Source organism: Enterobacter sp. H2G27 (assembly GCF_054403075.1).
The window spans coordinates 2,405,906-2,430,982 of sequence record NZ_JBSVSI010000001.1 but is presented as its reverse complement, the minus strand read 5'-3'; the positions used below and the strand labels follow the sequence as shown (position 1 = coordinate 2,430,982).

The following is a 25,077-nucleotide window of genomic DNA, read 5'->3' as shown; positions in this document are numbered from 1 at the left end:
GCTATTAACCGCAACCACTCGCTGCGATATTCCGAAGAGTATCAGGCATGTTATAGTCAGGAGTATATTGAGGCAAGCAACCACCCATTAATTCAGAGTAAAAACATGTTTTGTGTGATCTACAGAAGTACAAGCCGTGACCAGACCTATCTTTATGTCGAAAAGAAAGACGATTTTTCACGCGTGCCTGAAGAATTAATGAAGAACTTTGGCCGACCACAGCTGGCTATGCTGCTGCCGCTTGATGGTCGTAAGAAACTGATTAATGCCGATCTGGATAAAGTGAAAACGGCCTTAGCCGAGCAGGGCTATTATTTACAGCTTCCACCGCCACCCGAGAATTTATTAAAACAGCATCTTGAGGCGAACGGTAAAAAATAGCCTCAACTGTTTTTGCGCACAACACATCAACCGTTTAGGGGTCGACCATGTATCAACATCATAACTGGCAAGGTGCATTACTGGATTATCCCGTCAGCAAAGTGGTTTGCGTAGGCAGCAACTATGCAAAACATATTCAGGAGATGGGCAGCGCGACGCCAGAAGAGCCGGTTCTGTTTATTAAGCCTGAAACGGCGCTTTGCGATATCCGCCAGCCGCTGGCGCTGCCGCAGGGGCTCGGCTCGGTGCATCACGAAGTGGAACTTGCCGTGCTGATTGGTGCAACGCTTCGCCAGGCCTCAGAAGAACATGTTCAGAAAGCGATTGCCGGATACGGCGTGGCGCTGGACCTGACCCTGCGTGACGTGCAGGGAAAAATGAAGAAAGCAGGGCAGCCGTGGGAAAAAGCCAAAGGGTTTGATAATTCCTGCCCGATCTCGGCGTTTGTGCCGGTGAGCGAATTTACCGGCGATCCGCAGGATACCCCGCTCAGCCTGAAGGTTAACGGCGAGATCCGCCAGCAGGGCACCACGGCAGACATGATCCATAAGATTGTGCCGCTGATCGCCTACATGAGCCGCTTCTTTACCCTGAAACCGGGTGATGTGATCCTGACCGGCACGCCGGAAGGCGTTGGCCCGCTCGTGAGCGGTGACGAGCTAGAGGTCGGTTTTAACGGCCTGTCGCTGAAAACCCGCGTGCTGTAATCTCCTCTTGCCGCCTGAAGAGGGCGGCAAAACTTGCAACAACGTGCCAGACTCGTTATAAGGTGCGCTTTCTTTTGACGTGTGGACATCCTGATGAACGACATCCCTTTCTGGCAAAGCAAAACTCTCGACGACATGACTGACGCGGAATGGGAATCATTGTGCGACGGCTGCGGGCAGTGCTGCCTGCACAAGCTGATGGATGAAGATACGGATGAAATCTACTTCACCAACGTTGCCTGCAAGCAGCTAAACATTAAAACCTGCCAGTGCCGCAACTATGAGCGCCGGTTTGAATTTGAGCCGGACTGCATAAAGTTAACCCGGGATAATCTGCCGACGTTTGAATGGCTGCCGCATACCTGCGCGTATCGCCTGCTGGCGGAAGGGAAAGGTCTGCCTGACTGGCATCCGTTGTTAACCGGTTCAAAAGCGGCGATGCACGGCGAGCGTATCTCTGTGCGCCACATTGCGGTGAAAGAGTCCGAGGTGCGGGACTGGGAAGATCACATCATGAATCACCCGACCCGTTGAGATTAAAAAACCCGCCGAAGCGGGTTTATTATTATGCGCGGGTGTGTCGGGTGGCGCTGCGCTTACCCGACCTATAAACCGTAGGCCCGCGCAAGCGAAGCGCCGCCGGGCAACTTAGCGCCCAAAGAGATCGCGTTTCTTCGGTTTGAACGGCTGAGCGATCAGCACCAGCAGCGCCACGATGAAGTAGGCGGCAAAAATGCCTACCAGCCACTGCGGCATCTCCAGCGTCAGGAATTCCCACTGACGAACGGAGCAGTCACCGGATGCGACAAACACCTGCGGCAGCCATTTATCCAGCGGCAGCCAGCTCGGGAAGCGGGCGGCAAAATCGCAGGTCATAAACGGCGACGGATGCAGCTGCATCATGGTGTGCTGCCAGGAGAGTTCAATCCCTTTCCAGGCGCTGTACAGCCAGATCGCGATAGCGGCATAGCGAAGCGGCGACTTCGGCGCAATCGCGCCCACCAGGCCCGCCCCCATAATGCCGAACAGCGCGCAGCGTTCATAAATACAAAGCACGCAAGGTTTCAGTCCCATTACGTGCTGGAACCACAGCGCGACCATTTCCAGCGCAAAGGCGGTCAGGGCCATTAACAACCACGCTCCGCGACCGCGGGAGCACTGGTTTAAAAATCTCAACATAATCATTTCCCTGGAACATGCTTAGAAAGCGCAGTGTAAACGAATTCGTTTTTCACGCCACCTGTACCTGGCGAAATAAAACGTAATTGGATGTTTATCGTGCGAAAAGGCAAACGGGCAGCGAACTGCCCGAGATGCATAGTTTACTGCGCCGCAAGTATACCCGCTTGTATCAACCATTGCGTACAGGGAATGAGGGTAATTTTGACGCAAAGCAATCCCACGATCGTGAGCACCAGCGTGTAGGGCAGCGCCATCCACACCATCCGGCCATAAGATAGACGTATGAGCGGCGCGAGGGCGGAGGTCAGCAGGAACAGGAAGGCGGCCTGGCCGTTTGGCGTCGCCACCGACGGAAGGTTGGTGCCGGTATTGATCGCCACGGCCAGCAGTTCAAACTGTCCGGCGCTGATAACGCCTTGCTCCATAGCGGCTTTGGCCTCGTTGATGTAGACCGTCCCGACAAAGACGTTATCTGAGATTGACGAGAGCAGGCCGTTAAACAGGTAAAACAGCGACAGCTGAGCATCCGGTGACGCCTGTAATACAAAGGCAATAATCGGCGCGAAGAGATGCTGGTCGATAATCACCGCCACGACCGCAAAGAACACCGCCAGCAGGGCGGTAAACGGCAGGGCTTCGGTAAACGCTTTACCGATGGCATGTTCGTCCGTCACGCCGGTAAAGGTGGTGGCGAGAATAATGACTGACAGGCCTATCAGCCCCACTTCGGCAAGATGAAGCGCCAGCGCGGCGATAAGCCAGACGCCGATGATCCCCTGAGCAATCAGGCGCAGCGTCTCCTGGCGGGTCCGCTGGCGTCGGCTCTGCAGATCGAATTTATGCAGTTCCTGACGTACCGGCTCCGGGAGTTGGGCCCCATAGCCAAAGAGGCGAAATTTTTCCACCAGCAGACAGGTCGCCAGGCCGCAGATAAGCACCGGTGCGCTGACCGGGGCCATTCTCAGGAAGAAATCACCGAAGTGCCAGCCCGCCGCTTTGGCAATGATCAGGTTTTGCGGCTCGCCCACCATGGTCATTACGCCGCCCAGCGCGGTACCGACCCCAGCGTGCATCATCAGGCTGCGCAGAAACGCGCGGAACTGTTCCAGCACGTCACGGTTATGCGCATCGACGTGACTGTCATCCTGCAAATCTTCACCCGGACGAGAGGAGGCCACGCGGTGATAAATACCGTAAAACCCAACCGCGACGCTTATCACCACCGCGACGACCGTCAGCGCGTCCAGGAAGGCCGACAGGAAGGCGGCGGCAAGGCAAAACGCCAGCGAGAGGAACATTTTTGACGGAATGCTGAGCAGCAGGCGCGTGAAGATAAACAGCAGGAGCTGTTTCATGAAGTAGATGCCCGCCACCATAAACATCAGCAGCAGAAGCACTTCGAGATTTGACGCCAGCTCTGCTTTGACATGTTCGGCGCTGGTCATGCCGATGACGACGGCTTCAAACCCCAGCAATCCGCCCGGCAGCAGGGGATAACATTTTAGCGCCATGGCCAGGGTGAAGATAAACTCTGCCACCAGCAGCCAGCCGGCGATAAAGGGATTCACACTAAAAATGATGGGATTAACGACCAGGAAAACCAGCAGTATCAGCTTATACCAGTCAGGAGACTGACCTAAAAAATTGCGCCACAGCGCGCGCCCAAAAGAAATTTCCACAACAGACGTCCTTCCCGTCAAGTAAGACAAAACATCAGTATACGCAAAAAATGCGGCCTGGAGGCGGATGAGGCGGCATTGTAAATTTCACAAAAATGAAACGGCGATCCCTCTTTTCTCTCTTTGCCGCGCTACCTGCCACTGGCTGCCTCTGGTATGATGAGTCCAATTTGCTAAAGCTGTGTAATGGAAATCTCACTATGGTCATTAAGGCGCAGAGCCCGGCGGGTTTCGCGGAAGAGTACATCATTGAAAGCATCTGGAATAATCGTTTCCCTGCGGGGTCCATTCTTCCGGCTGAACGCGAACTCTCTGAACTGATTGGCGTCACTCGCACCACGCTGCGTGAAGTGCTTCAGCGGCTGGCGCGCGATGGCTGGTTGACGATCCAGCATGGTAAGCCTACGAAAGTAAACAACTTCTGGGAAACATCCGGGTTAAACATTCTTGAAACGCTGGCGCGTCTCGACCATGAAAGCGTGCCGCAGCTCATTGATAATCTGCTCTCCGTTCGCACCAACATCGCGACGATCTTTATTCGTACAGCTTTCCGTCAGCATCCGGAAGACGCCCTTGCGGTGCTGGCCAGCGCGAACGAGGTGGAAGATCATGCCGATGCCTTTGCCACCCTCGATTACAACGTGTTTCGCGGCCTGGCGTTTGCCTCCGGCAACCCGGTTTACGGCCTGATCCTCAACGGTATGAAAGGGCTCTATACCCGCATTGGCCGCCACTACTTTGCCAATCCGGAAGCCCGCAGCCTGGCTCTGGGCTTCTACCATAAGCTGAGCAAGCTCTGTACCGAAGGCCTGCACGATCAGGTTTATGAGACGGTGCGCCGCTACGGTCACGATTCCGGTGAAATCTGGCACCGTATGCAGAAAACGCTGCCGGGTGATTTAGCGATTCAGACCCGCTAAAAGAAAAACCTCTCGTATGAGAGGTTTTTTTTCGTCGGGTGGCGCTACAGCGTATTCAACCGCGCCGGGCAACGTTCCAGCAGCTCGACGCTGCCGTCTTCATTCTGCTGCTCCAGCTGCACGTCAAAGCCCCACAGGCGATGCACATGCTTCAGCACCTCTTTACGCCCTTTATCCAGCGGCGCGCGATTGTGCGGGATATAGCGCAACGTCAGGGAGCGGTCACCGCGCAAATCGACGTTCCATACCTGAATATTCGGTTCAAGGTTGCTCAGGTTGTACTGGGAGGAAAGGCGAGAGCGGATCTCACGGTATCCCTCCTCGTTGTGGATTGCGGAGATCTCCAGATAGTTGTTGCGATCGTCGTCCAGCACGGTGAAGAAGCGGAAGTCACGCATGATCTTCGGCGACATAAACTGGCTGATGAAGCTCTCATCCTTAAAGTCGCGCATCGCAAAGTGCAGCGTTTCCAGCCAGTCTGACCCGGCGATATCCGGGAACCAGTACTTGTCTTCTTCCGTCGGCGACTGGCAGATACGCTTAATGTCCTGGAACATGGCAAAGCCAAGGGCATACGGGTTAATGCCGCTGTACCACGGGCTGTTGTAGGGCGGCTGGAACACCACGTTAGTATGGCTGTGGAGGAACTCCATCATGAACCGCTCGGTGACTTTCCCCTCGTCGTACAGATGGTTGAGGATAGTGTAGTGCCAGAAGGTCGCCCAGCCTTCGTTCATCACCTGCGTCTGCTTTTGCGGGTAAAAATACTGGCTCACCTTGCGCACGATACGCAGGATCTCACGCTGCCACGGCTCCAGCAGCGGGGCGTTCTTCTCCATAAAATAGAGCAGGTTTTCCTGCGGCTCGGACGGATAACGACGCGCTTCGGCGATCGTTTTTTCCTCCTCACGCTTCGGCAGGGTGCGCCACAGCATGTTCACCTGGCTTTGCAGATACTCTTCGCGGCTTTTCTGCCGGGCTTTCTCCTCCTGCAGGGAGATTTTCTGCGGACGTTTGTAGCGGTCCACGCCGTAGTTCATCAGCGCGTGGCAGGAGTCGAGCAGTTTTTCCACTTCGTCCACGCCGTAGCGCTCTTCGCAGTCGGTAATGTATTTACGGGCGAAGATCAGGTAATCGACGATGGAGCTGGCATCCGTCCAGCTGCGGAACAGATAGTTATTCTTGAAAAAGGAGTTGTGCCCGTAGCAGGCGTGCGCCATCACCAGCGCCTGCATGGTAATGGTGTTCTCTTCCATTAAATAGGCGATACACGGATTGGAGTTGATGACGATCTCATACGCCAGACCCTGCTGCCCGTGCTTATACAGCCGCTCCGTTTCAATGAATTTCTTACCAAAAGACCAGTGCGGATAGTTAATCGGCATCCCGACGCTGGAGTAGGCGTCCATCATCTGTTCGGACGTAATGACTTCAATCTGATGGGGATAGGTATCCAGACGATACAGCTTTGCGACCCGGTCGATTTCGGCGAGGTAAACATCCAGCAGCTCGAAGGTCCAGTCGGGTCCATCGCTCAGACGTGTGTTGTCCTTGTTCAGGGAATCAATAGTAGCCATTAGCGCGCCCTCGTTGTGGGTGCTCTCTCTGTCTGGAGAGCCTCCTTTCAAGCATAGATCAACGTGTTAAAAAGCGTGCTGGGGCAGAAATTTTTTCTTTGCGATTTCGCGTTTTTGATACGGCAAAAAAACGGTGTCCATCAGCATTTTATGCTGGTTAAAAATAACGCGCAGCAGGAGATCCCAAATTAGCACTATCCCCTGATGCTGGGGGATGTGTGAGGTAAGTCACCATAAAAAAGTCGTATGTTGAATAATATTTTCAACTAGGTTATCAATCTGTAATTAGAAGATTGTTCTTTTACACATAATGGAGTGGCTATGCGTGTTGTCATACTGGGAAGTGGTGTCGTTGGGGTAACCAGCGCCTGGTATTTAAGTCAGGCGGGACATGACGTCACCGTTATCGATCGTGAGTCCGGTCCTGCGCTTGAAACCAGCGCGGCGAACGCCGGGCAAATCTCTCCGGGGTATGCGGCACCGTGGGCAGCGCCGGGCGTTCCGCTGAAGGCGATTAAATGGATGTTCCAGCGCCACGCGCCGCTGGCCATCAGCCTTGACGGCACGCAGTTCCAGCTCAAGTGGATGTGGCAGATGCTGCGTAACTGTGACACCCGCCACTACATGGAGAACAAAGGGCGCATGGTGCGCCTGGCGGAATACAGCCGCGACTGCCTGAAAGCGCTGCGCGCGTCGACGGGTATTGAGTATGAAGGCCGCCAGGGCGGGACGCTGCAGCTTTTCCGCACCGAGCAGCAGTACGAAAATGCCACCCGCGATATCGCCGTGCTGGAAGATGCCGGTGTACCTTACCAGCTGCTGGAAGCCAGCCAGCTAGGCCAGGTTGAACCGGCGCTGGCGGAAGTTGCGCATAAGCTGACGGGCGGCCTGCGCCTGCCGAATGACGAAACCGGCGACTGCCAGCTCTTTACGCAGCGTCTGGCGCAAATGTGCGAACAGGCGGGGGTGAAATTCCGCTTTAACACATCTGTCGACAAGCTGCTGTCGGAAGGGGAAAAAATTTACGGCGTGAAGTGCGGCGAGGAGGTGATCAAAGCCGATGCCTACGTGATGGCGTTTGGTTCGTACTCCACCGCCATGCTGAAAGGTATTCTCGATATTCCGGTCTACCCGCTGAAGGGCTACTCGCTGACCATTCCGGTAAAAGAAGAGAGCGGCGCTCCGGTGTCGACCATTCTGGATGAAACCTACAAAATCGCCATTACCCGCTTCGATAACCGCATCCGCGTAGGCGGCATGGCGGAGATCGTCGGCTTCAACACCGAACTGCTGAAACCGCGTCGTGAAACGCTGGAGATGGTCGTGGGCGATCTCTTCCCGCGAGGAGGTTTTGTTGAGCAGGCGACGTTCTGGACCGGCCTGCGTCCGATGACCCCGGACGGCACGCCGATCGTGGGCCGCACGCCGTTTAAAAACCTGTGGACCAATACAGGACACGGCACGCTTGGCTGGACGATGGCCTGCGGATCGGGCCAGCTGCTGAGCGACCTGATTTCCGGGCGCACGCCGGCAATTCCGTTTGACGATTTAAGCGCCGCGCGCTATCAATCGGGGTTTACGCCGTCGCGTCCACAGCACCTGCACGGCGCGCATAGCTAAGGAGTTGTCATGTCCCGTCCTGTTCTGGCCCAGCTGAACCTGCAGGCCCTGAAGGATAATCTGCAAATTGTTCGCCGGGCGGCGCCTGGTTCGCGCGTCTGGTCTGTGGTGAAAGCGAATGCCTACGGCCACGGTATTGACCGTATCTGGAGCGCCCTGAGCGCCACCGATGGCTTTGCGCTCCTGAATCTGGAAGAGGCCATTCTGCTGCGCGAGCGCGGCTGGAAAGGGCCGATACTGCTTCTGGAGGGCTTCTTCCACGCGGACGATCTGCCGCTGCTGGATAAATATCGGCTGACCACCAGCGTTCACAGCAACTGGCAGATTAAGGCGATTCAGGATGCGAAACTCCACGCGCCGCTGGATATTTACCTCAAGGTGAACAGCGGCATGAACCGCCTGGGCTTCCAGCCTGAGCGCGTGCATACGGTCTGGCAGCAGCTGCGCGCCATGAAAAACGTGGGCGAAATGACGCTGATGGCCCATTTTGCCGACGCGGAAAAACCGGACGGCATTGCCGATGCCATGGTCCGCATTGAGCAGGCGGCAGAAGGGCTGGACTGCCCGCGCTCGCTGTCAAATTCGGCGGCCACGCTCTGGCATCCTGAGGCGCACTACAACTGGGTGCGTCCGGGGATCGTTCTTTACGGTGCGTCACCCTCGGGCCAGTGGCAGGACATCGCCAACAGCGGCCTGAAGCCGGTGATGACCCTGCGCAGCGAAATCATTGGCGTGCAAACCCTGAAGGCCGGCGACACGGTGGGCTACGGCAGCCGCTACCGGGCAAAGGGCGAACAGCGGATTGGCATCGTGGCGGGCGGCTATGCCGACGGCTACCCGCGCATCGCGCCGACCGGCACGCCTGTCTGGGTCGATGGGGTTCGCACGGGAACGGTGGGCACCATATCAATGGATATGCTGGCCGTTGACCTGACGCCATGCCCGCAGGCGGGCATCGGTTCACCGGTCGAGCTGTGGGGTAACGAAATCAAGATTGATGACGTTGCTGCCGCTGCGGGCACGGTGGGGTATGAACTGATGTGTGCCCTGGCTCCGCGAGTGCCGGTTGTGACGGTGTAACGAGTATTAGTGCCGGGTGGCGCAAGCGCCACCCGGCAAAAAAACCGCTACTCCGCTTCATCTTCCATCGGCCTGACGCCGACTTTCCTGACCGCGTTATCTTCTTTCTCCGCAACCGTCCAGATCATCCCGGCGAACTCCACCTGGTCGCCGACAACAGGGGCTGCTCCCAGAAGCTGCTGAATGATTTCCCCCAGCGTTTGCTGCTTGTCGCGGTACTCCAGCCCTTCATCCAGGCCGTAAATCAGCGCCACATCGGCAAATTTAGCGCTGGCTTCCAGAATAAAATCGCCGAAGAAACGCTGATCCAGCGCCACCGGAGGCGACTGGCTAAACAGTTTGCCCAGCGCGGGCAGGTCGCGCTCGCGGCCAATCACGCAGAGAATATCCCCTTCGCGCAGGCGGGTGCTGCCTGTAGGGTGCAGCAGGACATTATCGCGGAACAGGGCGGCAATGCGCGTTTCAGTCGGCATGTGCAAATCGCGCAGCGAGGCCCCCACGCACCATTTGTCAGCGCTCAGCTGATAGACAAACTGTTCCCAAGGATTCTCTGGGTGAATATCGAGCCCCACGCGAGAGACCGGCCAGCCCACGGGAGGCACCACGACTTTGGCTTTCTTCGCCGCCCACCCGAGCGAGGTTCCCTGGAACAGCAGCGAAATCAGCACCACGAAGAAGGCCACGTTAAAGAACAGCCGGGCGTTATCCAGACCGGCCATCATCGGGAAGACCGCAAGAATAATCGGTACCGCGCCGCGTAGGCCCACCCAGCTGATAAAGACCCGCTCGCGCAGGTTGAAGCCGCGAAACGGCAGCAGTCCTGCAAATACCGACAGCGGACGGGCGAAGAAGATCATCCACGCGGACAGCAGCAGCGCCGGAACGGCGATCGGCAGCAGGTCCGAAGGCGTAACCAGCAGGCCCAGCACCAGGAACATGCCAATTTGCGCCAGCCAGGCCAGGCCGTCGAAGTTCTGCAAAATGGCATGACGGTTACGGATCGGTCGGTTGCCCATCAGGAAACCGCAGAGATAGACGGCGAGAATGCCGCTGCCGTCCAGCGCGGTGGTAACGGCAAAAATAAGAATGCCGCCGCTCAGCGCCAGCAGGGGGTAAAGCCCCGCGGGGAGGGAGATGCGGTTGATCATCTGCTGTAAGAGGTATCCCCCCGCCAGGCCAATAACAATCCCCAGCCCGAACTGCTGCAGGATATGCCAGACGAACATCCAGCTCAGGCCCGTCTCGTGCTGCTGGATCATCTCAATCAGCGTGATGGTGAGAAACACCGCCATCGGATCGTTACTGCCGGATTCAATCTCAAGCGTGGAGCCGACGCGTTCGTTAAGCCCTTTTCCGCCGAGCAGGGAAAACACCGCTGCCGCATCGGTTGAGCCAACAATCGCGCCAATCAGCAAACCTTCCATGATGTTGAGATGGAAAAGCCACGCGGCCATCATTCCGGTGAGGCCTGAGGTAATCAACACGCCAACCGTCGCGAGCGACAGCGCGGGCCCTAAGGCCACGCGGAAGGAGCTTGCCTGGGTGCGCATCCCGCCGTCCAGCAGGATCACCGCCAGCGCGAGGTTACTCACCATGTAGGCGAAAGGGTAGTTATCGAATGGGATACCACCAATACCATCAATGCCGGCCAGCATGCCGATGGCGAGGAAAATGACAAGAATAGGTATGCCGAGACGCGATGAAAATGAACTTAATAAAATACTGCTGGTTACAAGGACCGAACCCAGAATGAAAAGGCTGATTATCGCTGCGGCATCCAATGTTCTCTTACTCCCACCTCAATGTTAACGCTGTTACTAAAACCCTAACATATTAACGACGGCAACAGCGTTTTATTAAGGGGGTATAACGGCTTTTTTATGCCTTTATGACAGGATGGCCGCTGATGGTCAGCCGACTGCCTGAATCATTGTGGATCAGGGAGGCGTGCGCCCCCAGCGCCAGGGTCACGGTTTGCTGCTCATGACCAAAATCCAGACCGGTGATGACCGGAACATCCAGCCGCGAGCGAATGAACTCAACCATGGTTTCCAGGGAGTAACCCGCGTCATAGTCATTCGGGGCAGAGCCGCTGAAGCTGCCCAGCACAATCGCGGACTGGCGTTCAAGAATACCGGCATGATAAAGCTGCAAGAGCATGCGCTCGACGCGGAACGGATGTTCGTTGATGTCTTCCAGCACCAGAATGCCGTCCTCGATTTGCGGCATCCACGGCGTGCCGATAAGCGAGACCAGCATGGCCAGGTTACCGCCCCAGAGCTGACCTTCACATTCCCAGTGCGGTCCATTGCCTTGCCACTCCACGCTGTAGGTGGAATTGCGCAGCGCACGCCAGAAGTGTTCCACGGTAAACGCATCCAGTTCCGGTGCGCCGAAGTTACCGGCCAGCATTGGGCCGCTGAAGGTGATAATTTCATACAGCGCCAGCAGCCCAAGCTGGATGACGGTGAAATCGCTGTGGCCGCAGATCAGCAGCGGATCCTGCTGCTGACGCTGTGCCAGCCCCTGCCAGTCAATGCTCTCCAGTAACCGGCTCGCACCATATCCGCCGCGCACCGCCAGCACAATCCGGTTTTCGCCCGTCAGGCTCACCAGACTATTGATATCATTCAGCCGCTGCGCTTCGGTACCGGCAAAACGCTGCTGGCGGCGGGGGATAATTGTCTGATTTTCTACCTGGTGGCCCGACTCCAGTAAACGCTGAACGCCCCGCTGCGCCGCGTCCTGGTTAATGCAGTAGCCCGACGGCGCGATGAGATGAAACTGAGACATGGCAAATCCTTGCTGAATGAGAAACTAATTGTCTATATCATGCCGCTTATTCGCCGCCTGCTTCAAGAGCGGCGCACCGCAATGACCGGCTATAAGGATAGATGACGTGAAATTGAGATGGTTTGCTTTTTTGATTGTGTTGCTCGCTGGCTGTAGTTCAAAACATGATTATCAAAACCCGCCCTGGAACCCGGAAGTGCCGGTGAAGCGGGCCATGCAGTGGATGCCGATCAGTGAGCAAGCCGGGAAGGCCTGGGGCGTCAGTCCGCGCCTCATCACGGCGATCATCGCGGTGGAGTCAGGCGGTAATCCCACCCTCGTCAGCAAATCCAACGCGGTGGGCCTGATGCAGCTTAAAGCGTCAACGGCGGGGAAAGAAGTTTACCGCTATATGGGCTGGAGCGGCCAGCCGTCGACTAGCGAGCTGAAGAACCCGGAACGCAACATTTCAATGGGCACGGCCTATCTGAGCATCATGGAGCATGGCGTGCTGAAGGGCATTAAGGATCCGGAGGTGATGCAGTACGCGCTGGTGGTGTCTTACGTTAACGGTGCCGGCGCGTTGCTCAGAACCTTCTCTTCTGACCGCAAAGAGGCGATTGAAGAGATTAACGGCATGGACAAAGACGAATTCTTTGAACACGTGGCGAAAAATCATCCGGCACCACAGGCGCCTCGTTATATCTGGAAAGTACAGAAAGCGATGGATGCTATGTAATGCCGCAGACGGGCGGCGGTCACGCTGCCCGATTTCTTCACAGGACTTTATTTGCGCGTTCCCGCGCCTCCCGCTCCAGGGAATAGATAATACGCTGAAGCTCACGCTCTGCGCCGGGCCCGACGTTCAGGAAACGGAAGCTCAGACGCGGCGTGGTGATGGTTTCGTTTTTGCTGTCCACGACGGTGCGGTCGCTGATGGCAATCAGCTGCGCATCGAAATAGAAGCGACCCCAGCCACCCATATCCAGTTCAATTTGCGTAAACCGCATGCCCTCTACCAGCCCGTCGGGTTTCGGCGTATCCATCAGTGCGCCCATGCCGCCCAGCGACAGATCGAAGAGGCGAAAGCGGATCTCTTTTTTGTCCGGCATTTTGGCCTTACAAAAATAGGCGGGATGGAGCGGGGCGCTGATGCGGAAATATTCACGACGCTGAACAAACCAGAGATTGGTCGGAAGGGGGGTCACAAAAGCCGGAAGTCCCTGGTATTCGCTGAGTTCCAGTCGCGACAGGACAAACTCCACTTTGGCCCCCTGCGTTTCGGCCATCACCGCGATGTTCTCCGCTTTCAGCGCCGCGCGGTTTTCGTACTCCTGACTGCCTAAATCAATCACCAGCCGATCCTGCGAGGCGTCAAGGATCTTGCTGATGAACTGATTATTCGACCAGCTGATGCGCAGCGGCACTTCACCTTTTTGCAGGTCGCGTAATACCCCTAATACAGCCAGCGGATTTTGCTTGAGGAACTGCTCACTGTAATGACTCACGCCGGATGGCTCCTTGATTGATGACAGACTGTCTTAGCGTTATCGGCAATCTGCAATGAAACTTAATACAAACCGGTGAGTTTTTTTTGCCTGTTTAACCAAAGATAAGTCGGTGAGATGAAAATGGTTTTCCGGCGATGACCTATACTTAAGTTAGCTGTGCAGAAGGTTTTCTGCGCATGCGTTAAACCTGCAAGAGGGCATCGCTATGGGTATCATCGCCTGGATTATCTTTGGTCTTATTGCTGGCGCTATCGCTAAACTGATCATGCCGGGAAACGATGGCGGCGGTTTTATTTTGACCTGTGTACTCGGGGTCGTTGGTGCGGTTGTGGGCGGCTGGCTGGCGACGATGTTTGGTTTTGGAGGCAACATAAGTGGTTTCGACCTGCACAGTTTTCTGGTCGCTGTCGTGGGTGCCATTGTGGTGCTGGGCATATTCAGGTTACTGCGACGAGCATAAATTCACATAAACGGCTCTCTGAGGAGGGCCGTTTTTTTGCCTGCGTATTGAATTGTTAATCTAAATGATAATAATTGTCGTTCCGTATCGCATCTGACAACAAGACGACATTATGAATACCTCACGTTTTACGCTATGCGCCCTGGCAGGCGCCGTCACGCTCGCACTGCATGTTCCTGCATTCGCCGAAGAATCCACTATCGTCGTCACCGGCTCAGAGCAGGGCAGCGCGCTGCCGGCCTGGACGAACAGCGCCACGAAATCGGCCGTTGCCGAAAGTAAAACGCCGCAGGTCATCACGACCGTCTCTGCGCCGGAAATTGAAAAGCGTCATGCGAATTCCGTGAATGAAATCCTGCGCTATGCTCCGGGCGTCTCAACCGAGGTGCGGGGGAATACGTCATACATGAGCGAATACAAAATTCGTGGCTTTACCGTCGACCAGGAGTTCTACAACGGGCTGCAACTGCCCTATAACGTTACCGGCAATACCAAAGCGCGAATCGATCCGCTGTTGATTGACAGCGTTGATATCCTGAAAGGCCCCTCATCGGTACTTTACGGCGGCGGTTCACCGGGCGGGCTGGTGAATATTCAAAGCAAAAAACCGCAGCGTGAAGCCCGAACCGAAATCGGCGTTAACACCGGAAACCGTAATCTGAAAGAGGGTTATCTCGATTCAACCGGGCAGGTTGCCGACAGCAACTGGAACTACCGTCTGCTGGGCAAAGCCACGGAAAACGACGATCAGCCGCACACCACCCGGTATGAAAACTACCTGGTTGCGCCGTCCGTCACCTGGCAACCGGACAGCAAAACCCGCCTCACCCTGGACGCGCTGGCGCAAAACACCCCGAGCCTGACGCCGTCTAACCCGCTGCCGCTCGCCTACCTGCGCTCGAAATACGCGGGCAAGCGCGACTACGCCGGTGATGAGTGGAGCGGTTTTAAGCAGCGTCAGTGGATGCTGGGCTACAGCTTTGAACATGAATTTGACAGCGGCTGGGGCTTTAATCAGAAGGCGCGCTATTTTGATGTCGATACCCATCAGCGCAGCGTCTATGCAACGGGGACGGGAAGCGAGGCGTATCAGCTCAACCGCTTTGCCTACACCACGGATGAAGATCTGCAGAGCTTCAACATTGACAACCAGGTGACCAAAACCGTTGCGCTGGGCGAGTGGAAACACCACCTGCTGGCCGGGTTTGACTACCAGAAGCTGAACTCCCACTTCCACTACCGCTACGCGTCGGCCACCCCGGGTATGGATATGCGTCAGCCAGACTATTCGCAGATCCAGGAAAGCGCGCTGGGGCTCTACACTGCTCAGAAAAACCGCCTCAGCTACCAGCAGAACGGCTATTACTTACAGGATCAGGTAGAGTTTGGCGGCCTCAATCTGTTGGGCAGCCTGCGCTACGATGATTATCGCTCCGTCACCACCAACTACCTGCAAAACGGTGATAAAGCCTGGGTATCGCAGGATCGCGTCACCAAGCGCCTGGGCGCGCTTTACGCCTTCGATAGCGGAATTTCGCCGTTTATCAGCTATTCCGAAGGTTTTGCGCCGGTGTCGCCGCAGGGCACGCTCGTGGCGAAAGACGTTAAGCCGACCACCAGCAAGCAGGTGGAAGGCGGGGTAAAATATCTGCTGGCCGACTACGCTACCACCTTTACCGCCTCGGTGTTTAACATCCGTCAGAAAAATGTCGTCACCTCCGATCCGGGCTTCCTGAACTATCGTCAGACCGGGGAAGTGGAATCTAAAGGGGCAGAGCTCTCCGCCATTAGCCGTCCGACGGACAACCTGACGCTGATTGCCAACTATGCGTACACCCACGCGATCAACAGGGAAGATGACAAGTACAAAGGTAAACGTCCAACGCAGGTCCCCGAGAATGCCTTCAACCTCTGGGGGGATTACACCTTTGAGAACACGCCGCTCAAAGGACTGATGCTGGGAGCGGGTGCCCGCTACACCGGGCCGATGGAAATCTCTCCGGCAAACGACGCGGGTAAGCTGGGCGGCACCACCCAGTTCGATCTGGCGGCTTCATATCGGATGGGCGAGATCCTGCCTTTCCTGGCAGGGCTGACGCTTAAGGCCAGCGCGCAGAACGTCACCAACAAAGAGACGCTGACCTGCTACGATGCGACCAACTGCTGGATTGGGCGTGACAGGACGTATCAGCTAGGGGCGAGTTACAGCTTCTAGGTAACTCCCTGTGATTTCAAAATGTAGGCCGGGTAAGGCGTAACCGCACCCGGCATTACTCCCTTACTGCGCCGTCGCTTTCACCGGCGCAGCCTCATCATTCGCCGCAGGCCGATTCTCCGGCACGCTGTCGCAAGGTTTCTCTTTCGGGCAGACCCGATCCAGCATTTTCAGCGTCACGCCGTTGCTCCAGCCGAAGCCGTCCTGCAGCGGATACTCGCCGCCGCCGCCTCCCGTACCGGTGGTCGACACGTCATACTTCTCAACCAGTTTCTTTTCCCGGTCGTAAGTATGCTGAACGTTCTTCAGGAAGCGCCAGGTCACGTCCATCGAGACCTTCTCTTGCCCGTAATTCTGCAGCCCTTCCGCAGCCACCCATTGCAGGGGAGCCCAGCCGTTTGGCGCATCCCACTGCTGGCCGCTGTTTACGGTGGTGGTCGCTATCCCGCCCGGTTTCAACAGGCGCGACGAGGTTGCCGCGGCGACTTTATCGGCACGATCCTGCGCCGCCGCCTTCACGTAAAGCGGGAACAGGGCTGCGGCGGTGAGCTGATTGCGTACCTTCTTGCTCTTCAGATCGTAATCCGCGTACCAGCCCTCTTTATCATTCCACAGGTGGCTCTCGATGGCTTTCTGACGCGCCGTAGCCAGCGCTTCGTATTTACTTGCGCTGGCGGCGTCACCGCTCTCCTGGCTTGCCCGCGCCAGCAGTTTTTCCATCTTAAACATCAGGGCGTTCAGATCCACGGGAACAATGCTGGTGGTCCGGATGGTGCCGAGCTTTTGCGGGTCGTCCATCCAGCGGGAGCTAAAGTCCCAGCCCGAGGCCGCGGCGGAACGTAAATCACGATAGATCTCGGTCGCGGGTCGGTTAGGGTTACTTTTGGCAGTATTCACATCGTCAAGCCAGGACTCCGGACGCGGGGTATCGCGGTCATCCCAGTAGCGGTTGAGGATAGCGCCGTCGTCCAGCTTCACCACGCGCTTGTTGGCCTGGCCCGGCTGAAGGGCATTAACGCCATCCATCCAGTAGGCATACTCTTTTTCCATCTGCGGACGATACTTCTTCAACGCATCGCTGTCGTGGGTCGCCAGCAGTTCAACCATCATTGAGAAAAACGGCGGCTGGGAGCGGCTCAGGTAATAGCTGCGGTTGCCGTTGGGAATGTGGCCGAAGGTGTCAATCTCATAGGCAAAGTTATCCACCATGTCGCTGATTTTGTCCCAATGATCGCTCTCTGCCAGGCCCAGCATGGTGAAATAGCTGTCCCAGTAGTAGACCTCGCGGAAACGTCCGCCGGGCACAACGTAAGGTTTCGGTAACGGCAGAAGGGAATCCCATTTGTTGCTGGCTTTATCGGTGGTGCGCGTCAGCACGGGCCAGAGATCGTCAATGTGCTCACGTAAACTTTGTCCAGCAGGCGGAACATATTTTTCCCCTTCCGCAGGGAGCGTAAAGTTCATCTCGACAAAGTGGCGTAAGTCAAAGCTGGACTGCGTGTGCTGCATCCGGTAGTCCGCCAGAATCATCAGCGGGTCGCTTTTGGGGACGGCATCAGCAAAGGTTTTCTGATCGGGAAACAGTTTGGCGCTCTGCACATCGTTAAACAGAGGGCCCAGCAAAATATCGGGTGAGGTTGTCTGGGCTGCGGGGCTATCGTCGGCATATCCCAGTGTCGTTACGCCGAGCAGCGCGCCGCCTAACACAAGGGGCAAAAACGCGGGGCGTAGTGTACGAGGTCTTATCATCAGTTCGTCTCCTGTCTTCACTAAACAGCGTGACCGCTGTTGTCAATCACCTGAAAACCTTAGACGAATATTGTCCGCTTCGCGTTAAATATTGCCGGTATTTCAGACCTCTTCCGCGGTCTGGCTGGCTTCCCGCAGCGTGCCCGGCGCATGTCCAATAATGCGCTTGAATGCCCGGCTGAAGGCCGCCAGAGAGCCGTATCCCAGCCGCAGCGCGACGGTTTCAATGGGTTGATTTTCATGCCGAATGTACTGAATCGCCAGCCGCATTCTCAGCTCGCTGAGATATTTTGCCGGAGTGGTTCCCGTCGCGGCCAGAAACCGTTCGGCGAACACGGAGCGGGACGTGCCCGCTTCTTTTGCCAGATCCGCGACGCTCCAGTTCAGGCCTGGCTGCTGATGCATGGCGTAAATGGCGCGGCTGAGTCGCGGGTCGCGCAGAACCTGCACCCAGCCGGTGGCTTTACCGCAGCCGCCTTCAACCCAGCCGCGCACGATTAATGCCGCCACCACGTCGGCAAGGCGCGCAAGGATCCCGGCATACCCGGCCTGACGCGCCGCGGATTCCCGCTCCATCGCCGCCAGCAGCGGATGAATTTCCGGCCAGGTGGACATCAGCCGGCTGACCATCATCACTTCCGGCATCGCTTTGATCAGCGGCTGCATCCCGCCCAGCTCAAAATCCATGCACCCGCTGAAGATGAGGGTGTTCTCGCTTTCCGGGCAGGGCTCGCAGGTGATAGCACACACCGAGCTGCAGATAGGCTCGCTCGGGAAGGCGTTGATGGGCGTAATGGTGGCCTGCTCGTCAGAGAGCAGGGCATGGGAATTCCCGCCGGGAATAAAGAGGGCGTCGCCACCGCTCAGTTCGAACGTTGCACCGCTCTCCATGCGCAGCAGGGCGCTACCGTGGCTCACAAAATGAAACTGTGCCCGGCCGGGCGCCTGATGAAACGCGACGCCAAACGGCGCGCTGGCCTGGATCCGCCGGTATTTCACGCCTGAAAGACGCATGCCGCGTAAAAGTTCGCTGATCAGATCGGGTGACTGTACGGTCATGGCACAACTCCGGACGAATAATCAATAAGTGGAGATTATATGTCATAGATCGTCCAGGGTGAACCTTCTATTCTTTTGCGACAGTAGTCACATTTTTATAACGGGAGATCAACAGATGAGTTCATGTGTCGCGGCGAGCGAGGCGGTAGCGCCTGCAAAACCCGCCTGGCGGGCCGTCTATTCACTGGGGCTGGGGGTATTTGGTTTGATTACGGCAGAATTTCTGCCGGCGAGTTTGTTAACGCCCATGGCCGCGAGCCTGGGCGTGACCGAGGGGATGGCCGGACAGGCCGTCACTGCCACCGCGCTGGTGGCGCTGGTCACCGGGCTGCTGATTACGCCTGCCACCAAAAGTATTGACCGCCGCTGGGTGCTGATGTTTTTCTCGGTGCTGCAAATTATCTCCAGCCTGCTGGTGGCCTTTGCGCCCAACCTGCACGTCCTGCTGATGGGGCGTCTGCTGCTGGGGGTAGCCATTGGGGGATTCTGGGCGATGTCGACGGCGACTACGATGCGTCTGGTTCCGGCAGATAAAGTGCCGAAAGCGCTGGCGGTGATCTTCTCCAGCGTATCAATTGCCACGGTGGTCGCGGCGCCGCTCGGCAGCTATCTGGGCAGCCTGATCGGCTGGCGCAACGTCTTTATACTCTGCATTCTGCCGAGCATGCTGGCGCTGCTGTGGCAGCTCTGGGTGCTGCCGTCCATGAAGCCGGAGAGCAGCGGCAGCCTGAGTACGCTGTTCCGCGTGCTGCGTCGTCCGGGAATGATCGGCGGCATGCTGGCGACCATTCTGATCTTCAGCGGCCATTTCGCCTTCTTTACCTACCTGCGTCCGTTCCTGGAGACGGTGGGGCAGGCGAGCGTGGAGACCATTTCGCTGATCCTGCTGGGCTTTGGTATCGCCAACTTTGTGGGCACTTCTGTTGCAGGGCATCTGCTGGCACGCAATCTGCGCCTGACGCTGGCGCTGGTGCCGTTTGCGATGGGCGTTCTCGCGCTCATGATGGTCGCCTTTGGTCATCTGGCGATGCTGGACGGGCTGCTTGTCGCGCTATGGGGCTTTGCATTTGGTCTGGTTCCGGTGGGCTGGTCAACATGGCTTGCCACTACCGTTCCGGATGAAGCCGAAAGTGCAGGAGGGCTGCTGGTGGCCTCAATTCAACTGGCAATCAGTGCCGGTGCGGCCGGGGGCGGGGCGGTCTTTGACCTCAACGGTGCCAGCGGCGTGTTCGCGGGAAGCGGTTTCCTGTTAGTAACGGCGATGGTGATTGTGTTTATGGGCGTGAAAGTGAAAGCGGATTGAATTATTTGCCGGGTGGGCGCATGCGCCACCCGGCATCAGGCTTACAGCCCTTTCTTATCCATCAGCACCGCCAGATCCACCAGGCGGTTAGAGAAGCCCCACTCGTTGTCATACCACGCCAGGATCTTCACCATGTTCCCGCCAATCACCAGCGTGGAAAGCCCGTCGATAATTGAGGAGCGTGGGTCGCCCTGGTAGTCGCTGGAGACTAGCGGTTCATCGCTATAGCCCAGAATGCCTTTAAGAGGCCCGCTGGCGGCCGCGTTGCGGAACGCGTCATTCACCTCTTCGGCGGTTACGTGACGGCTCAGCGTTACCGTTAAATCCACAATCGACACCACCGGCACCGGCACGCGCAGGGAGTACCCGGTCAGTTTGCCGTCAAGGGAAGGGATCACTTTCCCCAGCGCTTTCGCCGCACCGCTTGAATAAGGCACAATCGACAGCGCCGCCGCGCGTGCGCCGCGCAGATCTTTTTCCGGCTGATCGTGCAGCGCCTGGCTGTTGGTGTAGGCGTGCGTCGTGTTCATCAGGCCATGCTCAATCCCGAACTGCTGGTGCAGCACCTGAGCGGCCGGCGCCAGACCGTTCGTGGTGCAACTCCCGTTGCTTACCACCGCGTGTTTGGCGGGATCGTACTGCTCATGGTTGACGCCCATCACAATCGTCAGATCATCGTTTTTCGCGGGAGCGGAAATGATGACGCGCTTAGCGCCGCCGTGGGTGATATGCACCGCCGCTTTCTCCCGTTCAGTGAAGAAGCCGGTGGCCTCAATCACCACGTCTACCCCAGCTTCACGCCACGGGATATTCGCCGGATCGCGTTCGCTAAATACGGCGATCCGCTGGCCGTCTACCTGCAGCGCGCCGTCACCCGCTTCAACGGGCGCGGGCAGTTTGCCCAGAAGGGAATCATGCTTCAGCAGATGGGCGAGGGTTTTGCTGTCCGTCAGATCGTTAATGGCCACAATCTGCAGAGCCGGGTTGCCCAGCGCCGCGCGCAGGAAATTACGTCCGATACGGCCGAAACCGTTAATACCGACCTTAACCATGGTGCACTCCTTATCTCTGTTGTCTGGAGTCACTGTAGGCGTCGGGCCGGTTGGCGTAAACGACAAAAAAGGATCAGATTACGCCATCTTGCGGCAGTGGAAGCGCTGGCGGTACTCGCCGGGCGTGAGGTGAAGCTGTTTCTCAAAGATGCGGCGCAAGTTAATGCTGGTGCCAAACCCGCTTTGCTCGGCAACGCGCTCAAGGGGGTCATGGGTCTGCTCAAGCAGCTGACGGGCCGCGGCCAGGCGCGCTTCGGTCACATAGCGAGCGGGAGAGACTCCCGCGTCGCGGGTAAACACGCGGGTGAAGTTACGCGGGCTCATTGCCGCTTTCTCGGCCAGATTTTCCACGCACAGATCGGCGGTGAGGTTCTGCAGGATCCAGGTTTGCAGTTCGCTTATCGGACCGGATGTGCCGGGCTGCTGAAGGCTGTAGCGGCTGAACTGCAGCTGCCCGCCGGGACGGCGCAGGTACATCACCATATCCTGCGCGACATCGCGGGCGAGGGTAAATCCGTAGTCGTCCTCCACCAGCGCCAGGGTCAGATCGAACCCGGAACTGACGCCGCCGGAGGTCCAGATGGGGCCGTCCTGAATGTAAAGCGGGCCGCCTTCGACCCTGATTGACGGATACTGTGTCTGCATTGTCTCCAGCAGCCGCCAGTGGGTGGTCGCGCGGCGACCGTCCAGCAGGCCAGTCTGGGCCAGCAGCATCGCGCCGCCGCAGATAGAGGCTACCCGCCGGGCGTGCGGCGCAGCGAGGTGCAGCCAGTCCACAACGGCCGTGCTCTCCTGCTCGTTCATGCCGCGTCCGGTGATGATAATGGTATCCAGCGGTTCACGCGGATCCAGCTCCGGCAGGCGATAGTCCGCCAGCAAATTCAGGCCGGACTGGCCGTGGATCACCTGGTGAGGCTGCGTGGTGGCGATGATAATCCGGTAGCGGGGCTGCGCAAGCCCTTCCGGATGCAGCCGGTTGGCCTGCATCAGAATGTCGGCGATACCGGCGGCTTCAAACAGCATGCCGCCGTCGGGAACAATAATCAGGATCTTTTTCATGTCCTGAAAAGTACCTTTATTACAGAATAAGTCAAGGAACGCATGACCCCCACGTTTCTGGCAAAGCAAAGCGATTAATGTTCTTTGTTATTTCAGGCGTTTTCCCCGATCGTCAGAGAATTATCTCTGGCGAAACGGCGTCTGAAGGAATGAGTCAACGAAGCTCCCTCTATTTACATCCGCAACAACGCGAACAAATCCGCCAGCTCGCATCGGGTTTTTTATGGCGAAGCGAACTGCCCACGTGGCTGCTGATTATCACTATTTATGCAGGCTGGTTTACCACGCTGGCGTTCTGGCAAACGCTGGGCCTGCTGCCCGCCACGCTGCTGCTCATCGGGTTTACCGCCTGGTACATGTCGCTGCAGCATGAGCTGATCCACGGGCATCCCACCCGTTTTGCCTGGCTGAACCAGCTGTTTGGCACGCTCCCGCTGGCGGTCTGGTATCCGTACGGCCTGTACCGGGACTCCCATCTCGCCCATCATCGGCACCATAGCCTGACCCATCCGGTGGATGACCCGGAGTCGTACTATTTTACCGACGAGAGCTGGGCGCGCTTTTCTCCCTGGCAGAAACGGCTTATCAGGGCCCGGAATACCTTTGCCGGACGGCTGATGCTGGCACCGCTGCTGGATATCCTTCAGACGCTGGGCAGCGCCGCGGCGGCATTTCGTCACCTTCACCTGCGCGCAATGACGATGTGGCTGGTGCACGCTTTGCTGCTGGTGGTGCTCTTCGCCTGGATGGCGCATACCGGTTTTTCTCCCTTCTGGTTCGTGCTGGCAGTCAGCTATCCGGCGCTGGCGCTGACCAAGGTCCGATCGTTTTTCGAGCATCGCGCGGCGGACGATCCGCTGGCGCGCTCCGTCATTAACGAGGCCGGGCTGTTCTGGCGGGTACTGTTTTTGAATCTCAACTACCATTCAGTACATCACGATCTGCCGGGCGTGCCCTGGTACGGGCTGAAGGCGATCTACCAGCAAAACCGGGAGGCGTACCGGCAGCGAAACCACGGTTTTCTCGTCAGGGGCTATGGTGAATGGCTGCGTCAGTTCTGGGGCAGGCCCGTTGACGTCACCGTTCACCCAGGAAAACAACAGGGGGAAGGGTATGAGTAACCTGCTGGCGTTTCCCATGTATGCTGTGGATCGCGCCGACACCCTTGCGCTCTGGCTGGCGGTAAAAGGGCTGCTGGCTGCGCGCGGTGTGTCCGTCGATCGCGATCCCGGCTGGCCGGAGTCCGATCTGCTGACCCACTGGCGACAGCCTGCGCTTGTCCTCAGCCAGACCTGCGGTTATCCGCTGGTTACCCAGCTTCCGGACGTGCAGGTGGTCGGCTGTTTTCACTACGTGGCACCTGGCTGCGAAGGGATCCAGTACCGCAGCTTTCTGGTGGTGCGCGAGGAGGATCGGCATCTCACGCTGGCGGATTTTCGCGGATGTCGTGCGGTCTGTAATTCTCCGGATTCGCAGTCCGGCTACAATGCGCTGCGAAAAATAGTCGCTCCCCTGGTGAGCAACAGTCCATTTTTCGCGCAAACGTCCTTCAGCGGCAGCCATCGCCAGTCGCTGATCGATGTCAAACGCGGGGCAGGGGATATCGCGGCCATCGACTGCGTGACATGGGCGTTACTGCAGCGTCACGAGCCGGAAAGACTGACGGGGCTGGCGGTGATTGACCATACCCCTCTGACGCCGGGGCTGCCGCTCATTACCTCGCCCCACGCCTCGCCTGAGACCCTGAACGCCCTTCGCGATGCGCTCCGCGCGCTGGTGAGTTTGCCGGAATATCGGGCCGTGCGCGGCGCGGTGCTGATTGACGGTTTTAGCGTGGTGACGCGCCAGGCCTACGCCTCATTGTTGGCGTGATAAATCTCCTGCGCGTCGGTAAAACAGCGCAGCGCCAGCGAGGAGACGGGCTTCTGCCTGCGCATAATCAGGCCGACAGGGGCCTCAATGTTCGCGTCGGCGATGGGGACAATCCTGAAATTACTGTTCAGATCTTCCAGACCGTTATTCAGCGGCATCACGGCGCAGCATACGCCGCTTTGCACCGCCTGGATGATCTGAAACGTGGAGTCGCTCTCGAAAACGGACGCCGGTTCGATGCCTGCAGACTTAAAGCTGGCCTCCATATGCGCCCGGTAATGCATCCCTTTAGTCAGAAACCCCAGCGGAAAATCCGTCAGATCGCGCCAGGTCAACGTCTCCTGGCCGAGCTGGAAATGGCGGACGTCGTGCAGCAGGCCCATCTTGGTTTTGGGTAGCTGGATAATATCGAACAGGCTGGTGTCGATGCTGTTGAGGTAGCAAATTCCCAGCTCAAGCTGATTGCGGCTGACGCCGTCGGCAATCTGTGCGGAGGACATGGAATAGAGGCTGTAGGTCAGCTCCGGATATTTTTGGGTCAGCAGGCGAATAAAGATCATCGGATCCACGCTCGCCAGCGGCACCATCCCGAGACGTAGTTCGCCCACCACCTGGCCTTTGCACAGCGCCGCTTCCGCCTGCAGCCCGTCGTGCGCGGCCAGCAGCGCGCGTGCCCACGCGAGTATGCGTTCACCCTCCGGCGTAAACCCTTCAAAGCGCTGTCCTCGAACAATCAGCACCAGCCCCAGCTCCTCTTCCAGGCTGCGGATGCGCATGGAGAGGGTCGGCTGGGTGATGTTGCACTGCGAGGCCGCCTTGCCAAAATGGCGGGTCTCGTCGAGCGCGATTAAATATTTTAACTGTTTAATATCCATCTTT

General features: G+C 57.5%; 23 protein-coding genes and 1 pseudogene. 13 read left to right on the top strand and 11 right to left on the bottom strand.

What is annotated here, in order from left to right; all coding sequences use genetic code 11:
- The first annotated feature begins 105 nt into the window (after positions 1-105).
- The 3 genes from ACW9E7_RS11515 to ACW9E7_RS11505 all read left to right on the top strand — a co-directional run bounded on the left by ACW9E7_RS11515 (position 106) and on the right by ACW9E7_RS11505 (position 1,622).
- Positions 106-381 carry a YcgL domain-containing protein gene (locus ACW9E7_RS11515; protein WP_029742143.1) on the top strand — a complete coding sequence of 92 codons (276 nt, stop codon included), beginning with the start codon at positions 106-108 and terminating at the stop codon, positions 379-381.
- Positions 382-428: 47 nt separating this feature from the next.
- The gene (locus ACW9E7_RS11510) at positions 429-1,088 is read left to right on the top strand and encodes a fumarylacetoacetate hydrolase family protein (protein WP_024909871.1); all 660 of its coding nucleotides are present in this window, start codon (positions 429-431) and stop codon (positions 1,086-1,088) included.
- 93 nt (positions 1,089-1,181) lie between these two features.
- Positions 1,182-1,622, top strand: a complete 441-nt coding sequence (locus ACW9E7_RS11505; protein WP_024909872.1) for a YcgN family cysteine cluster protein — start codon at positions 1,182-1,184, stop codon at positions 1,620-1,622.
- Between the two features lie 114 nt (positions 1,623-1,736).
- Here ACW9E7_RS11505 and dsbB read toward each other — a convergent pair whose 3' ends face one another.
- Positions 1,737-2,267 carry a disulfide bond formation protein DsbB gene (gene dsbB, locus ACW9E7_RS11500; protein ID WP_063408593.1) on the bottom strand — a complete coding sequence of 177 codons (531 nt, stop codon included), beginning with the start codon at positions 2,265-2,267 and terminating at the stop codon, positions 1,737-1,739.
- Between the two features lie 143 nt (positions 2,268-2,410).
- Complete coding sequence (gene nhaB / locus ACW9E7_RS11495) at positions 2,411-3,949, bottom strand: Na(+)/H(+) antiporter NhaB (protein ID WP_458727802.1); 1,539 nt, start codon at positions 3,947-3,949, stop codon at positions 2,411-2,413.
- A gap of 200 nt (positions 3,950-4,149) precedes the next feature.
- Here nhaB and fadR point away from each other — a divergent pair, with 200 nt between their 5' ends.
- Positions 4,150-4,869: a fatty acid metabolism transcriptional regulator FadR gene (gene fadR, locus ACW9E7_RS11490; protein ID WP_023336056.1), complete on the top strand. Its 720-nt coding sequence runs from the start codon at positions 4,150-4,152 to the stop codon at positions 4,867-4,869.
- Positions 4,870-4,913: 44 nt separating this feature from the next.
- On the opposite strand, the gene ACW9E7_RS11485 is transcribed toward fadR, so the two are convergent.
- Complete coding sequence (locus ACW9E7_RS11485; RefSeq protein WP_023293929.1) at positions 4,914-6,446, bottom strand: SpoVR family protein; 1,533 nt, start codon at positions 6,444-6,446, stop codon at positions 4,914-4,916.
- A 321-nt stretch (positions 6,447-6,767) separates the two neighbouring features.
- Here ACW9E7_RS11485 and ACW9E7_RS11480 point away from each other — a divergent pair, with 321 nt between their 5' ends.
- The 3 genes and pseudogenes from ACW9E7_RS11480 to ACW9E7_RS11470 form a co-directional block, all read left to right on the top strand.
- Positions 6,768-8,066, top strand: a complete 1,299-nt coding sequence (locus ACW9E7_RS11480; protein ID WP_127731404.1) for a D-amino acid dehydrogenase — start codon at positions 6,768-6,770, stop codon at positions 8,064-8,066.
- 9 nt (positions 8,067-8,075) lie between these two features.
- On the top strand, positions 8,076-9,146 hold the full coding sequence (gene dadX / locus ACW9E7_RS11475) for a catabolic alanine racemase DadX (protein ID WP_127731402.1): 1,071 nt from the start codon (positions 8,076-8,078) through the stop codon (positions 9,144-9,146).
- Positions 9,107-9,256, top strand: a pseudogene (locus tag ACW9E7_RS11470) (hypothetical protein); the annotation flags it as partial. The gene dadX and the pseudogene ACW9E7_RS11470, both read left to right, overlap by 40 nt.
- Here ACW9E7_RS11470 and ACW9E7_RS11465 read toward each other — a convergent pair.
- Positions 9,194-10,927: a potassium/proton antiporter gene (locus tag ACW9E7_RS11465; protein ID WP_111964781.1), complete on the bottom strand. Its 1,734-nt coding sequence runs from the start codon at positions 10,925-10,927 to the stop codon at positions 9,194-9,196. The pseudogene ACW9E7_RS11470 and the gene ACW9E7_RS11465 sit on opposite strands and share 63 nt — an antisense overlap.
- Before the next feature lie 97 nt (positions 10,928-11,024).
- Positions 11,025-11,939, bottom strand: a complete 915-nt coding sequence (ldcA, locus tag ACW9E7_RS11460) for a muramoyltetrapeptide carboxypeptidase (protein ID WP_458727801.1) — start codon at positions 11,937-11,939, stop codon at positions 11,025-11,027.
- Between the two features lie 106 nt (positions 11,940-12,045).
- Here ldcA and emtA point away from each other — a divergent pair, with 106 nt between their 5' ends.
- A complete protein-coding gene (gene emtA / locus ACW9E7_RS11455; RefSeq protein ID WP_024909815.1) occupies positions 12,046-12,657 on the top strand; it encodes a membrane-bound lytic murein transglycosylase EmtA in 612 nt (203 codons plus the stop codon).
- A gap of 37 nt (positions 12,658-12,694) precedes the next feature.
- On the opposite strand, the gene ycgR is transcribed toward emtA, so the two are convergent.
- Positions 12,695-13,426 (bottom strand): flagellar brake protein YcgR, encoded by a 732-nt coding sequence (gene ycgR / locus ACW9E7_RS11450; RefSeq protein ID WP_023312174.1) that lies wholly within the window; start codon positions 13,424-13,426, stop codon positions 12,695-12,697.
- Positions 13,427-13,634: 208 nt separating this feature from the next.
- Between ycgR and ACW9E7_RS11445 the strand changes: the two genes are divergently transcribed.
- Positions 13,635-13,889: a GlsB/YeaQ/YmgE family stress response membrane protein gene (locus tag ACW9E7_RS11445; RefSeq protein ID WP_008502662.1), complete on the top strand. Its 255-nt coding sequence runs from the start codon at positions 13,635-13,637 to the stop codon at positions 13,887-13,889.
- A gap of 112 nt (positions 13,890-14,001) precedes the next feature.
- Complete coding sequence (locus ACW9E7_RS11440; RefSeq protein WP_458727800.1) at positions 14,002-16,104, top strand: TonB-dependent siderophore receptor; 2,103 nt, start codon at positions 14,002-14,004, stop codon at positions 16,102-16,104.
- 63 nt (positions 16,105-16,167) lie between these two features.
- Here the strand turns inward: ACW9E7_RS11440 and ACW9E7_RS11435 are convergent, their stop codons facing one another.
- Both ACW9E7_RS11435 and ACW9E7_RS11430 read right to left on the bottom strand, forming a co-directional pair.
- Entirely contained in the window at positions 16,168-17,853 is a 1,686-nt protein-coding gene (locus ACW9E7_RS11435) for an alpha,alpha-trehalase (RefSeq protein WP_458727799.1), read from the bottom strand.
- Between the two features lie 102 nt (positions 17,854-17,955).
- Positions 17,956-18,912: an AraC family transcriptional regulator gene (locus ACW9E7_RS11430; RefSeq protein WP_111964777.1), complete on the bottom strand. Its 957-nt coding sequence runs from the start codon at positions 18,910-18,912 to the stop codon at positions 17,956-17,958.
- A 115-nt stretch (positions 18,913-19,027) separates the two neighbouring features.
- Here ACW9E7_RS11430 and ACW9E7_RS11425 point away from each other — a divergent pair, with 115 nt between their 5' ends.
- A complete protein-coding gene (locus tag ACW9E7_RS11425) occupies positions 19,028-20,215 on the top strand; it encodes an MFS transporter (RefSeq protein WP_143345249.1) in 1,188 nt (395 codons plus the stop codon).
- 41 nt (positions 20,216-20,256) lie between these two features.
- Here ACW9E7_RS11425 and gap read toward each other — a convergent pair whose 3' ends face one another.
- Positions 20,257-21,267, bottom strand: coding sequence for a type I glyceraldehyde-3-phosphate dehydrogenase (gene gap, locus ACW9E7_RS11420; protein ID WP_458727798.1), 1,011 nt, complete (start codon positions 21,265-21,267; stop codon positions 20,257-20,259).
- Between the two features lie 78 nt (positions 21,268-21,345).
- On the bottom strand, positions 21,346-22,326 hold the full coding sequence (locus tag ACW9E7_RS11415) for a GlxA family transcriptional regulator (protein WP_252093123.1): 981 nt from the start codon (positions 22,324-22,326) through the stop codon (positions 21,346-21,348).
- A 149-nt stretch (positions 22,327-22,475) separates the two neighbouring features.
- On the opposite strand from ACW9E7_RS11415, the gene ACW9E7_RS11410 reads away from it, so the two are divergent.
- Both ACW9E7_RS11410 and ACW9E7_RS11405 read left to right on the top strand, forming a co-directional pair.
- Positions 22,476-23,447: a fatty acid desaturase gene (locus ACW9E7_RS11410; RefSeq protein WP_458727797.1), complete on the top strand. Its 972-nt coding sequence runs from the start codon at positions 22,476-22,478 to the stop codon at positions 23,445-23,447.
- On the top strand, positions 23,440-24,198 hold the full coding sequence (locus tag ACW9E7_RS11405; RefSeq protein ID WP_325848361.1) for a phosphate/phosphite/phosphonate ABC transporter substrate-binding protein: 759 nt from the start codon (positions 23,440-23,442) through the stop codon (positions 24,196-24,198). The genes ACW9E7_RS11410 and ACW9E7_RS11405 overlap by 8 nt, the downstream gene beginning before the upstream one ends.
- Here ACW9E7_RS11405 and ACW9E7_RS11400 read toward each other — a convergent pair.
- Entirely contained in the window at positions 24,177-25,073 is an 897-nt protein-coding gene (locus ACW9E7_RS11400) for a LysR family transcriptional regulator (RefSeq protein WP_127731385.1), read from the bottom strand. The two genes, ACW9E7_RS11405 and ACW9E7_RS11400, sit on opposite strands and share 22 nt — an antisense overlap.
- Positions 25,074-25,077: the final 4 nt, after the last annotated feature.

Coding starts and splice junctions, on each gene's coding strand:
- ACW9E7_RS11515 (WP_029742143.1), top strand. CDS start 106: ATGTTTTGTGTGATCTACAGAAGTACAAGCCGTGACCAGACCTATCTT.
- ACW9E7_RS11510 (WP_024909871.1), top strand. CDS start 429: ATGTATCAACATCATAACTGGCAAGGTGCATTACTGGATTATCCCGTC.
- ACW9E7_RS11505 (WP_024909872.1), top strand. CDS start 1,182: ATGAACGACATCCCTTTCTGGCAAAGCAAAACTCTCGACGACATGACT.
- dsbB (WP_063408593.1), bottom strand. CDS start 2,267: ATGTTGAGATTTTTAAACCAGTGCTCCCGCGGTCGCGGAGCGTGGTTG.
- fadR (WP_023336056.1), top strand. CDS start 4,150: ATGGTCATTAAGGCGCAGAGCCCGGCGGGTTTCGCGGAAGAGTACATC.
- ACW9E7_RS11485 (WP_023293929.1), bottom strand. CDS start 6,446: ATGGCTACTATTGATTCCCTGAACAAGGACAACACACGTCTGAGCGAT.
- ACW9E7_RS11480 (WP_127731404.1), top strand. CDS start 6,768: ATGCGTGTTGTCATACTGGGAAGTGGTGTCGTTGGGGTAACCAGCGCC.
- dadX (WP_127731402.1), top strand. CDS start 8,076: ATGTCCCGTCCTGTTCTGGCCCAGCTGAACCTGCAGGCCCTGAAGGAT.
- ldcA (WP_458727801.1), bottom strand. CDS start 11,939: ATGTCTCAGTTTCATCTCATCGCGCCGTCGGGCTACTGCATTAACCAG.
- ACW9E7_RS11445 (WP_008502662.1), top strand. CDS start 13,635: ATGGGTATCATCGCCTGGATTATCTTTGGTCTTATTGCTGGCGCTATC.
- ACW9E7_RS11440 (WP_458727800.1), top strand. CDS start 14,002: ATGAATACCTCACGTTTTACGCTATGCGCCCTGGCAGGCGCCGTCACG.
- ACW9E7_RS11435 (WP_458727799.1), bottom strand. CDS start 17,853: ATGATAAGACCTCGTACACTACGCCCCGCGTTTTTGCCCCTTGTGTTA.
- ACW9E7_RS11430 (WP_111964777.1), bottom strand. CDS start 18,912: ATGACCGTACAGTCACCCGATCTGATCAGCGAACTTTTACGCGGCATG.
- ACW9E7_RS11425 (WP_143345249.1), top strand. CDS start 19,028: ATGAGTTCATGTGTCGCGGCGAGCGAGGCGGTAGCGCCTGCAAAACCC.
- gap (WP_458727798.1), bottom strand. CDS start 21,267: ATGGTTAAGGTCGGTATTAACGGTTTCGGCCGTATCGGACGTAATTTC.
- ACW9E7_RS11415 (WP_252093123.1), bottom strand. CDS start 22,326: ATGAAAAAGATCCTGATTATTGTTCCCGACGGCGGCATGCTGTTTGAA.
- ACW9E7_RS11410 (WP_458727797.1), top strand. CDS start 22,476: ATGAGTCAACGAAGCTCCCTCTATTTACATCCGCAACAACGCGAACAA.
- ACW9E7_RS11405 (WP_325848361.1), top strand. CDS start 23,440: ATGAGTAACCTGCTGGCGTTTCCCATGTATGCTGTGGATCGCGCCGAC.
- ACW9E7_RS11400 (WP_127731385.1), bottom strand. CDS start 25,073: ATGGATATTAAACAGTTAAAATATTTAATCGCGCTCGACGAGACCCGC.